Raw genomic sequence first — 11,409 nt, 5'->3', positions numbered from 1 at the left:
GGCCTGGGCGATGAACAGCGCCGCCAGCGTCATGTAGATGTTGGTGCCGTCCAGGTTGAACGAGTAGCCCGTGGGCACCACGAGACCCACCACCGACTTGCTGCAACCGGCCTTTTCCATCTTTTCCATCAGCGAAGGCAGGGCCGACTCCGACGACGACGTGCCCAGCACCAGCATCAGCTCGGCCCTGAGGTAACGGCACAGCTTGAACACCGAGAAACCGCACAGCCGCGCCACAAAGCCCAGAATCACCACCACAAACAGCAGCGACGTGACGTAGAACGAGCCCACCAGCCACGCCAGGTTCACGAGCGACCCCAGGCCGAACTTGCCGATGGTGAACGCCATGGCGCCAAACGCGCCGATGGGGGCCACCTTCATCACAATGCCCACCACCTTGAACACGGGGGTGGTGAGGGCTTCCAGAAAATTCAGCACCGGGCGTCCCGGCTCACCCACCATGGCCAGGCCAATGCCGAACAGCACCGCCACCAGCAGCACCTGCAGGATGTTGTCGCCCACAAAGGGGCTGACCAGCGTCTTGGGGATGATGTCCAGCGCAAAGCCGGTGAGCGTCATCTCGTGCGACTTGGCCACGTAGCCCTTCACGGCGGTCTGGTCCAGGTCTGCGGGGTTGATGTTCATGCCAGCACCGGGCTGCACCACGTTGGCCACCACCAGCCCCACCACCAGCGCCAGGGTGGAGAAGAACAGGAAGTACGCCATGGCCTTGCCGAAGACGCGGCCCACGGTGGAGAGCTGCGACATGCCCGCGATGCCGGTCACGATGGTGAGGAAGATCACCGGGGCGATGATCATCTTGACCAGCTTGATGAACGCGTCGCCCAGCGGTTTGAGCGCCTCGCCATAGGACGGCTCGAAATGGCCCAGCAGCACGCCCAACACGATGGCAAACACCACCTGGAAGTACAGTTGCCGATAAAAAGGCAGCTTCAAGGTTGAGGCTGCGGGAGCGGAATGGTTGTGCATGGAACGGGTCTCCTGGGGTCACGGGTCTGCACCACCGGGGTGCTTCCGGCGCGCGTCAAGGGTGCCGTTTGTACCGCTGCACTTTGTTTCAGCCGATAACCTATTGGTATTAGTCGCAAGCCGCTCCACAGGAGAGCCAGCGCGCCCTATCAGGGTAACTACTTAGACCCAAGGGACCCTGCGGCACACTCTCACCCGCCCCACAGGCCCCATCTACGCCCCTAACCGCACGCTGCCATGCCTACGCCCCGCCTTCGCCAGTTCTGGACGCTGCTGATCCTGCTCACCGGCACGGTGGCCAGCATGTTCGCGGCAAGCCAATGGGCCTGGCAGCGGTCACTGCACGCCGAAAGCGACAGCGTGCAGCGCCAGTTGGCCCTGTACGGGCAGACGCTGACCCAGCGCATCGACCGCTACCGCACCCTGCCCGAAGTGCTGGCGCTGGACGCGCAACTGCAGGGCGCCCTGCGCCGCACTCTGAGCACCGACGAGGTAGCGCAGCTCAACCGCAAGCTGGAGCAGGCCAACGGCGCCAGCCAGTCCTCCACCCTCACCCTGCTCGACCGCGACGGCCTGGCCGTGGCCGCCAGCAACTGGCGCACAGCCACCAGCAATGTGGGGCAGGACTACAGCTTTCGCCCCTATGTGCAGCAGGCGCTGGCCCAGGGGCGCGGCAGTTTTTACGGCATTGGCGTCACCACCGGGGTGCCGGGCTACTTCCTGTCGCAGGCCATTCGCGATGACCATGGTCACACGCTGGGGCTGGTGGTCATCAAGATTGCCTTGCAGGAGCTGGAGCGCGAATGGCTGCAAACGCCCGACATCGTGCTCGCATCCGACGCCCACGGCGTGGTGTTTCTGGCCAGCCAGGATGCCTGGCGCTACCGCCTGCTGCAACCGCTGAGCGACGAAGAACGCCGCGAATTGAATGCCACCCGGCAATACGCCAACCAACCACTGCGCCCCCTGGAAATGCAGGTGGAAGACCACATGGACAACGGTGGTCAGCTGGTACGCGTGGCATCCAGCCCTGATATGCCTGCGCCCGCAGGGCGCGTGCTGTGGCAAACCCAGCCCTTGCCCGGCACGCCCTGGCAACTGCACCTGGTGCACGACACGCACAACAGCCTGGCCGACAGCCGCTGGGCCGGTGCCGCCGGCGCCGGCGGCTGGCTGGCCCTGGCGCTGCTGGTGCTGTTTGTGCGCCAGCGCCAGCGCCTGGCCCGCCTGCGCCAGCGCAGCCGCCAGGAGCTGGAAACCGTGCTGCAACAGCACGCGCAAGAGCTGCGCACCGCGCAGGACGGCATCGTGCAGGCCGCCCAGCAGGCCGCGCAGCAAACGGACACGGGCCTCTCCCGCAGCCTGGAGCACCTGCCCCAGGGCGTGGTCATCATCGACGCCGACCTGAAGCTGGTGGCCTGGAATTCACGTTACGTGCAGCTATTCCGCTACCCGGCCGACCTGATGCAGGTGGGCCGCCCCATTGCCGACCTGCTGCGCCACAACGCCCGCCGGGGCTTGCTGGGCCCGGGCCCGGTGGAAGAAGCCATCGAACGCCGCCTGGCCCACCTGCGCAGCGGCAACCCCCACCTGCACGAAAGCGCCAAAGAAGACGGCACGGTGCTCGAGATCCGCGGCAACCCGCTGCCCGAAGGCGGCTTTGTGACCAGCTACGCAGACATCACCAGCTACAAGAACGCTGCGCGTGAACTGCGGTTCCTCGCCGATGCGCTGGAACAGCGCGTGGCTGACCGCACCCGCGACCTGGACGTGGCCCGCCAAGAGGCCGAGCGCGCCAACCGCTCCAAAACCCGCTTCGTGGCTGCCGCCGTGCACGACCTGCTGCAGCCCCTGAACGCCGCGCGCATGTTCACCTCGCTCTTGCGCAGCCACCTGCCCGATGAAGCCGGGCGGCACGCGGCCGACAGCATTGAAGGCGCCTTGGCCGCGCAGGATGCCATTCTCAATAGCCTGCTCGATATCTCGCGCATGGAATCGGGCCAGCTCGAAGTGCATATCCGCGACGTACCGCTGGGCCCGCTGCTGCAGGTGCTGGGCCACAACTTTGGCGTGCTGGCCGAAAGCCAGGGCCTGCAACTGCGCTGCGTGCCCACCCGCGCCGTGGTGCGCACCGACGAAAACCTGCTGCGCCGCATATTGCAGAACTTCGTCTCCAACGCCATCCGCTACAGCCGGCGCGGGCGCATCGTGGTGGGCTGCCGCAGGGCGGGAAACCACCTGCGCATCGAGGTGCACGACCAGGGCCCCGGCATTCCCGAGGCGCTGCAACGCGAAATCTTTGAAGAATTCCGCCGCCTCGACGAAGGCCGCGCCGACGACCGGGGTGCAGGCCTGGGCCTGGCCATTGTCGAACGCCTGGGCCGCCTGCTGGGCCATGAAATTGGCCTGCGCTCGCAACTGGGGCGCGGCAGCGTTTTCTGGGTGTGCGTGCCGCTGGGCGACCCGGCCGCAGCGCAACCCCCCTCTGCCCCCACCACCGCGCAGCCCGCATCAGACGACGCTCCGCTGCAAGGCAGCAGTGCCTGGGTGATTGAAGACGACGGCCCCACCTGCGCCGCCACGCGGGCCTTGCTGCAACGCTGGGGCTGCGACGTACCTCTGGCAGGTGGCGCGCCACAGGCACTGGAGCAGGCCCGCCCAGGGCAGGCGCCGCAGCTGGTATTGCTGGATGTGCACTTGGGCGCGGGTTACCAAGGGCCGGAGGTGTATGCCGAGCTGTGCCAACGCTGGGGCCAAAGCCCCGCCGTGATCCTGGTCACCGCCGAGCGCGATGCGACGCTACGCCGCCAGGCGGCTGAACGCGGCTGGGGCTTTCTGGCCAAACCCGTGCGGGCACCGGCGTTGCGGGCGCTGGTGAGCCAGACGCTGCTGCGGCTGAAATAGAGAGCCTCTGCCCGCAAAGACTGCGCCGGTGGTGGGCACAACGTTGGGTCAGGCGGCTTCGCGCCAGCCGCCGGGGGCGCAACACACTATCGCTTCACTACTATTTTGATAGCTGCCTGCGCTTGATAGATAAGCGCCAGAGCCTATTTTCAATTCAAAACCTGCTGGGCAGACTCAAACGGAGCCGCCGTCCTCAGTCTCCAGGCTTTTCACCAGCACCGCCGCCTGCGTACGGCTGTAGCACTCCAGCTTTTTCAGGATGGCAGTGACATGCACCTTGACGGTGTTTTCGGCCAGGCCCAGTTCGGCGGCGATCTGTTTGTTCAGCAGGCCATCGGCCAGGCACAGCAGCACGCGGAACTGCTGGGGGGTGAGCTGCGCGAGCCGGGCGGCCAGTTCGGCGTCGGCTTCGGAGCGTTCGGCCGCCATGGGCGGGAACCAGCTGCCGCCGTCGAGCACGGCCTGAATGGCTTCGCCCATGGCGTCGGCGGGGGCGGATTTGGGGATGAAGCCCGCCGCGCCAAACTGCTGCGCACGGCGGATGACGCGGGGGTGGTCGTTGGACGAGATGATGACCACGGGCACCTCGGGGTACTCGCCGCGCACATGCAGCAGGGCTGAAAAGCCGCGGGCGCCGGGCATGCTCAGGTCCAGCAGCACCAGCTCGATCTCGGGGTGCTCTTGCAGCGCCTGGCCCAGGGTGGCGGCGCTGGCGGCCTCCAGGGTGCGGAATTGGGGCAGGCGCCCCTGCAGCACGTGCAGCACGGCGGCGCGGAACAAGGGGTGGTCGTCTGCGACGAGGAGCGTGGGCTCGGTCATGGGCTCAGTCTGCCACGGGGCGCGCGGGCGGGGTGGGGCGAAGGGTCATCACCGCCCCTGCCAGAAGGCGGGCTGTGCGTATTGCTGCTTGAGGTATTCGATCCACAGCCGCACCCTCAGGGGCATGTGCTTGCGCTGGGGAAACACCACGTAAATGCCGTTGGGCGGGGCGGCATAGTCGGCCAGCACCTCCACCAGCCGGCCCGCGGCGATCTCGGCCTCGACCTCCCACGTGCTGCGCCAGGCAATGCCGTAGCCCGAAAGGCACCAGTCGTGCAGCACCTGGCCGTCGGAGCAATCGAGCGGGCCGCCGGGCTTGAGGTAGCCCACCTCGGTGCCGCCCCCTTCGGTGGGCATGCGAAACGCCCAGCCCCGGATCTGCGAGGCCTCGCTCGACAGCGTGAGGCAGTCAAACTGCAGCAGGTCGCTGGGGTGGCGTGGCGTGCCGTGGCGCTGCAAATAGGCGGGGGTGGCCACGCACAGGCGGCGGTTGTCGGCAATGCGCACGCTCACCAGCGATGAGTCGGGCAGGTCGCCCACGCGCACGGCGCAGTCGTAGCCTTCGCCCGCCATGTCCACCACGCGGTCGCTGAGGTTCAGCGAGATGCTCACATCGGGGTGCAGTTCGCGAAAGCGCGGCACCAGCGGGGCCACGTGGCGGCGACCGAAGCCGGCCGGGGCGGTGATGCGCAGGTGCCCGGTGGCCTTGACGCCGCCTTCGGAAACGCTGGCCTCGGCGTTGGCCACATCGGCCAGCACGCGCTGGCAGTCTTCCAGAAAGGCGCTGCCTTCGTGCGTGAGGCTGATGCGCCGCGTGGTGCGCACCAGCAGCTTGACGCCCAGGTGGGCTTCCAGCGCGTCCAGCCGGCGGCCCATGATGGCCGGGGCCACGCCTTCGGCCTTGGCAGCGGCCGTCAAACTGCCGCGCGTGGCCACAGAAACGAACGATTCAAACGCTTTGAGTTTGTCCATGCCCGCACTTTTGCATAAAAGTCATTGGTTTTAAGATTTTCTTCGTCTTTATATCTTCAAACATTTGCAATACAGTGGCCTACAAGCTACCCACTGACATCTTTGCCACCAGGCAGCAAACCCGTTTTTCAACCATTGTTCAAGGCACCCTCCATGACCGACCGCACCACCGTCCACGGCCTGCAAGTGGCTACTTCCCTGTTCCGCTTTGTCGAAGACAAGGTACTGCCCGGCACGGGCGTGGACAGTTCCGCCTTCTGGAAGGGCTTTGACGCCATCGTGGCCGACCTGGCCCCGCGCAACATCGCCCTGCTGGCCGAGCGTGACCGCCTGCAGACCGAGCTGGACACCTGGCACAAAGCCAACCCCGGCCCCATCAAGGACATGGTGGCCTACCGCAGCTTTCTCGAAAAGATCGGCTACCTGGTGCCCCAGCCTGCCGAGGTGAAGGCCACCACCACCAATGTGGACGACGAACTGGCTACGCAGGCCGGCCCCCAGCTGGTGGTGCCCATCCTGAACGCCCGCTATGCACTGAACGCCGCCAACGCCCGCTGGGGCAGCCTGTATGACGCGCTGTATGGCACAGACGCCATCAGCGAAGAAGGCGGCGCTGAAAAGGGCAAGGGCTACAACCCCGTGCGCGGCGCCAAGGTGATCGCGTTTGCACGCCAGGTGCTGGACGACACGGCCCCTCTGGCCACCGGCTCGCACAAGGATTCGACAGGCTATCGTGTCGAAGGCGGCCAGCTGGTCGTTTCGCTTGCCAACGGCAGCACCACAGGCTTGAAAGACGCCTCGCAGTTCAAGGGCTACCAGGGCAATGCCGCGGCACCTTCGTCGGTGCTGTTGCAACACAACGGCCTGCACCTCGATATCCAGATCGACCGCAGCACGCCCATCGGCCAGTCTGATGCCGCCGGCGTGAGCGACCTGGTGCTGGAAGCAGCGCTGTCCACCATCCTGGACCTGGAAGACTCTGTGGCCGCCGTGGACGCGGAAGACAAGGTGCTGGGCTACGGCAACTGGCTGGGCATCATCCAGGCCACGCTGACTGAGCAGGTCACCAAGGGTGGCAAGACCTTCACGCGCGGCCTGAACCCTGACCGCATCTACACCGCGCCAAACGCGGGAACCGGCAGTCAAGCTGCCGGGGGCAGCGAAGTGCGCCTGCATGGCCGCTCGCTGATGTTCCTGCGCAATGTGGGCCATCTGATGACGAACCCCGCCATCCTGTGGACCGACGCCCAGGGCGCGCAGCGCGAAATTCCTGAAGGCATCATGGACGCGGTGGTCACTACCACCATCGCCCTGCACGACCTGCAAAAGGGCCACGGCAAAGCAACCGCAGGCAGCGCTGAAGGCGCTGCGGGCATCCGCAACAGCCGCAAGGGCAGCGTCTACATCGTCAAGCCCAAGATGCACGGCCCCGCCGAAGTGGCTTTTGCCGCCGAGCTGTTCGGCCGCGTCGAAAAGCTGCTGGGCCTGCCCGACAGCACCGTCAAGCTGGGCATCATGGACGAAGAGCGCCGCACCTCCGTCAACCTCAAGGCCTGCATTGCCGCCGCGTCGAGCCGCGTGGCCTTCATCAACACCGGCTTCCTGGACCGCACGGGCGACGAGATACACACCGCCATGCACGCCGGCCCCATGGTGCGCAAGGGCGACATGAAGACCAGCGCCTGGATCCAGGCCTACGAGAAGAACAACGTGCTGGTGGGTCTGAGCTGTGGCCTGCGCGGCAAGGCACAGATCGGCAAGGGCATGTGGGCCATGCCCGACCTGATGGCCGAGATGCTCAAGCAAAAGATTGCTCACCCCAAGGCCGGTGCCAACACCGCCTGGGTGCCCAGCCCCACGGGCGCCACGCTGCACGCCCTGCACTACCACCAGGTGAAGGTGAGCGACATCCAGATCGAGCTGGAAAAGACCGATGTGAACGCCGAGCGCGACAACCTGCTGACCGGCCTGCTCACCGTGCCCGTGGCCGCCAGCCCCAACTGGAGCGACGCCGAGAAGCAGCAGGAGCTGGACAACAACGCGCAGGGCATCCTGGGCTACGTGGTGCGCTGGGTGGACCAAGGCGTGGGTTGCTCCAAGGTGCCCGACATCAACGACGTGGGCCTGATGGAAGACCGCGCCACGCTGCGCATCAGCAGCCAGCACATGGCCAACTGGCTGCACCATGGAGTGGTGACGGAAGCCCAGGTGCGCGAAACCTTCGAACGCATGGCCGCCAAGGTGGACAAGCAGAACGAAGGTGACCCCCTCTACAAGCCCATGGCAGGCCACTTCGACACCAGCATGGCTTACCAGGCCGCCTGCGATCTGGTCTTCAAGGGCCTGGAGCAACCCAGCGGCTACACCGAGCCACTGCTGCATGCCTGGCGCCTGAAGCTCAAGGCCTCGGCATGACGGAATGCTATTGATTGAATAGCTAGCTGCGCTTATTCTGTGGGCGCTGCAGGCTGTTTTATTGATAAGTGAACGGCACCTTCGGGTGCCGTTTTGGTTGGCTTCTCTGCTCGACCATGGAGACATGGCTTCGCCACGCTCGCTCGCGCCTGGATTGAGAGTGAAGTAGAGGCGGGCTCTTGCCTCGCAGGGTTGTCACCAGAAAGATCCGACACCGTCGCAACACAACACGCTGCCGAATTATCAAAAGCGGCTGGCCCGGCAGATGGGTGCAATGAAACCCCTCTGGCAAAGATAGGGGACCACCTGTGCCAACATCGGTGACTTAGAAGATGAGCGGCTTACAGCTGCCAAATTTGCTACATTGTTTATAGCTATCAGCGCTTGATCAATAAGCGCCAAAGCCATTTTTCTTTTAAAGTGGCTGCAATCACTGACAAGACCTGCACTCAACAGCTGCTGATGGCCCGCACCCTTTTGTGAACACGACCCTTCCCTCCTACGCGCAAACCTGCCCTGCCTGCGGCCAACCCAACGGCTGCGCGATCGCCGCGGGCGACGAGGCAGCAGACTGTTGGTGCATGAACACCACGGTGTCACGCGCCGCCCTCGAACAATTGCCTGCGAATGAGCGGGGCCAGCGCTGCATCTGCCCGGTTTGCGCACGCGCGTGCGCACCCGCTGGCGATGGTCCCGAAGGTACCCCAGAGCCCCATCGGCCTCCCTTATGATCGTTTTTTTGCCTGAGGAGCATCCCTATGCCGACGTACCACATTGAAATGATGGAAGGCCGCACGGTCGAACAGAAGAAAAAACTGGTGGAAGAAATCACCCGTGTTTCCGTGGAAGTGCTTGGCGGCACACCCGAGATGGTGGACATCCTGATCACCGACGTCAAACGCGAAAACTGGGCCACGGGCGGCAAGCTCTGGCTGGAACGGACGTCCTGAGTCTTCTGTAGTTTTCATGGATCCTGAGCGCAGTCCACACCTCTGAACTCTTCATGACCCACGTTTCAGGATCGTTGTCCTTGCTGCGCGAGCGCTATGGCGAGCGCTACCGGTGGTTGCTGCTGCTGTCAGTGATGGTCGGGACCATGGCCTCGATCATGTCCTCCACCATCGTCAACGTGGCGATTCCGGACATGAGCCATTACTTCACGCTGGGTCAGGAGCGGGCGCAGTGGGTCACCTCGGGGTTCATGGTGGCCACTACGGTATCCATGCTCGCCACACCGTGGCTGCTGTCGCGCTATGGCTACCGCGCCACCTATGTGGGGGCCATGCTGCTCTTGCTGGCTGGTGGTGTCGGGGGCGGGCTGGCCCGTGACTTTGGCTTGGTGCTGGCCGCACGCGTGGCCGAGGGCTTGGCGGCAGGCGTTGTGCAACCCATCCCCGCCGTCATCATCCTGTACGCATTCCAGCCCCACGAACAGGGCCGCGCCAGCGGCATTTTTGGCATGGGGGTGGTGCTGGCCCCCGCCGTGGGCCCCAGCATTGGCGGCCTGCTGGTGGACTGGTTTGGCTGGCGTTCGATTTTTTTCATGGTGGTGCCGCTGTGCCTGGCATCGCTCTGGCTGGCCTATAAGTTTGTGCCCGCTAGCGCGCCTGGAGGCGTGGAACCTAACCGCCAGGGCGAAGCGCTGGACTGGCGCGGCCTGCTACTCGGCACCGTAGGCACGCTGTGCCTGCTCAACGGACTCGTGTCACTGCACGGTGGCTCCATGGCCGAAGCCGCTACTCTGCTCGCCATCGCAGTGGTGTGTGTGGCAGCGTTCATCGGCTGGCAACGCCGACTCATCCAACGCGGCCGCAAACCTTTGATGGACTTGCGCCTGTTCCAGTATCGACAATTTGCCATGGGCAGTGTGGTGGCCTTCATCTACGGCACTGCCCTGTTCGGTTCGACCTACCTGCTCCCGGTCTACATGCAGCTGGGGCTGGAGTTGTCGGCGTCACACGTCGGCACCTTGATGCTGCCCGCCGGTTTTGTACTGGCCGTCACCATCGCCCTCGTGGGCCGCCTGGCAGATAGGCAGCCCACGCATTTTCTGGTCAGTATTGGGTTGGGTCTGCTGGCGCTGTCTTTCGGCCTTATGGTGTTTGTCAGCCTGGGCTCTTCACTGTGGATGCTGGTGGCCTTTGCCATCCTAGGGCGCATCGGTCTGGGCTTCATCCTGCCATCGCTCAATTTGGGGGCCATGCGTCCGCTGGACAAATCGCTGATTTCCCAAGGGTCGAGCGCCATCGGTTTCTTGCGCATGCTCGGGGGCGCGGCTGGGGTCAGCCTGTGCGGTATTGTTTTGGAATGGCGCCTGACCGCCCATGGCGTTTCCCTCGCCACCGGGGGTAGCACTCCTGCACGAATCACCGCGTTCGGCGAGACGTTTTTGATGCTGACCTTGCTCTGTCTGCTCGCGTTGGTAGCCGCCTGGCAACTGCGCGCACCCAAGCCGGAGTGAGTCAGGGCGATGCTCCCCCTTGCGGGTGCATCATCGGTCTGCATCAAGTCCATTCAATCAAGAAACGGAATACACCCCCATGTGCCAACTGCTCGGCATGAACTGCAATGTCCCTACCGATGTGACCTTCAGCTTCACAGGGTTCGCCCAACGGGGCGGGAAGACAGACCACCACAGCGACGGCTGGGGAATCGCTTTCTTTGAAGACAAGGGCTTGAGGCACTTTGTAGACCACCAGGCGGCGGTGGAGTCACCCGTGGCAGAGCTGATCCGCCGGTATCCCATCAAAAGCAAAAACGTCATCGCTCATATCCGCAAGGCCACCCAGGGGGTGGTCAGTCTGCAGAACTGCCACCCTTTTGTGCGTGAACTGTGGGGGCGCTACTGGGTCTTCGCCCACAACGGAGACCTCAAAGACTTTCGCCCTCGCCTGCATTCGCATTTCCGCCCCGTGGGAGACACCGACAGCGAACATGCTTTCTGCTGGATCATGCAGGAACTGGCGAAATCTCACGCCAGCGTACCATCCATCCCAGAGCTGACCTTGACACTCAAAGAACTGGCCGCCCGCATCAGCCCGCATGGCACGTTCAACTTTTTGCTCTCCAACGGACAAGCACTGTGGGCGCATGCCACCACAAGTCTCTATTACCTCGAGCGCCGTCACCCGTTTGGTGAAGCACATCTCAGCGACGAAGATCTGAAGCTCGATTTCTCCCAAGAAACGAGCGAGAAGGACGAGGTATCAGTGGTAGTGACGAGCCCGCTGACGAGGAACGAGGCTTGGAAGGCATTTGGGAAGGGAGAGCTGGTGGTGTTTAGCGAGGGCAGGAGGTTGGAGGTGTAGG

Annotated in this window: 9 protein-coding genes; 6 read left to right on the top strand and 3 right to left on the bottom strand. The window is 64.3% G+C overall.

Translation table 11 applies throughout. The features are described from left to right. Positions 1 to 990, bottom strand: a 990-nt coding sequence (gene dctA / locus AADJ04_RS15910) for a C4-dicarboxylate transporter DctA (protein WP_341240211.1), incomplete at its 3' end; no start/stop codon positions are given. A 237-nt stretch (positions 991 to 1,227) separates the two neighbouring features. Here dctA and AADJ04_RS15905 point away from each other — a divergent pair. Beyond that, positions 1,228 to 3,894, top strand: a complete 2,667-nt coding sequence (locus AADJ04_RS15905) for a PAS-domain containing protein (protein WP_341240210.1) — start codon at positions 1,228 to 1,230, stop codon at positions 3,892 to 3,894. Between the two features lie 174 nt (positions 3,895 to 4,068). Here AADJ04_RS15905 and AADJ04_RS15900 read toward each other — a convergent pair whose 3' ends face one another. Together AADJ04_RS15900 and AADJ04_RS15895 are read right to left on the bottom strand one after the other, a co-directional pair. Next, complete coding sequence (locus AADJ04_RS15900) at positions 4,069 to 4,713, bottom strand: response regulator transcription factor (protein WP_066691701.1); 645 nt, start codon at positions 4,711 to 4,713, stop codon at positions 4,069 to 4,071. Between the two features lie 48 nt (positions 4,714 to 4,761). Continuing rightward, on the bottom strand, positions 4,762 to 5,685 hold the full coding sequence (locus AADJ04_RS15895) for a LysR family transcriptional regulator (protein ID WP_341240209.1): 924 nt from the start codon (positions 5,683 to 5,685) through the stop codon (positions 4,762 to 4,764). Between the two features lie 153 nt (positions 5,686 to 5,838). Here AADJ04_RS15895 and AADJ04_RS15890 point away from each other — a divergent pair, with 153 nt between their 5' ends. From AADJ04_RS15890 to AADJ04_RS15870, 5 genes are all read left to right on the top strand, one after another. Then, complete coding sequence (locus AADJ04_RS15890; protein WP_341240208.1) at positions 5,839 to 8,100, top strand: malate synthase G; 2,262 nt, start codon at positions 5,839 to 5,841, stop codon at positions 8,098 to 8,100. Between the two features lie 479 nt (positions 8,101 to 8,579). Beyond that, the gene (locus tag AADJ04_RS15885; RefSeq protein ID WP_341240207.1) at positions 8,580 to 8,831 is read left to right on the top strand and encodes a cysteine-rich CWC family protein; all 252 of its coding nucleotides are present in this window, start codon (positions 8,580 to 8,582) and stop codon (positions 8,829 to 8,831) included. Positions 8,832 to 8,858: 27 nt separating this feature from the next. Then, positions 8,859 to 9,050 (top strand): 4-oxalocrotonate tautomerase, encoded by a 192-nt coding sequence (locus tag AADJ04_RS15880; protein ID WP_044396727.1) that lies wholly within the window; start codon positions 8,859 to 8,861, stop codon positions 9,048 to 9,050. Between the two features lie 53 nt (positions 9,051 to 9,103). After that, positions 9,104 to 10,561 (top strand): DHA2 family efflux MFS transporter permease subunit, encoded by a 1,458-nt coding sequence (locus AADJ04_RS15875; RefSeq protein WP_341240206.1) that lies wholly within the window; start codon positions 9,104 to 9,106, stop codon positions 10,559 to 10,561. A 79-nt stretch (positions 10,562 to 10,640) separates the two neighbouring features. After that, positions 10,641 to 11,408 carry a class II glutamine amidotransferase gene (locus AADJ04_RS15870; protein WP_044396731.1) on the top strand — a complete coding sequence of 256 codons (768 nt, stop codon included), beginning with the start codon at positions 10,641 to 10,643 and terminating at the stop codon, positions 11,406 to 11,408. Position 11,409 lies beyond the last annotated feature (1 nt).

The organism is uncultured Acidovorax sp. (genome assembly GCF_964021665.1).
Lineage (GTDB): Bacteria > Pseudomonadota > Gammaproteobacteria > Burkholderiales > Burkholderiaceae_C > Acidovorax > Acidovorax temperans.
The sequence above is the reverse complement of the archived record's forward strand: the minus strand, read 5'-3'. Positions and strand labels throughout refer to the sequence as shown.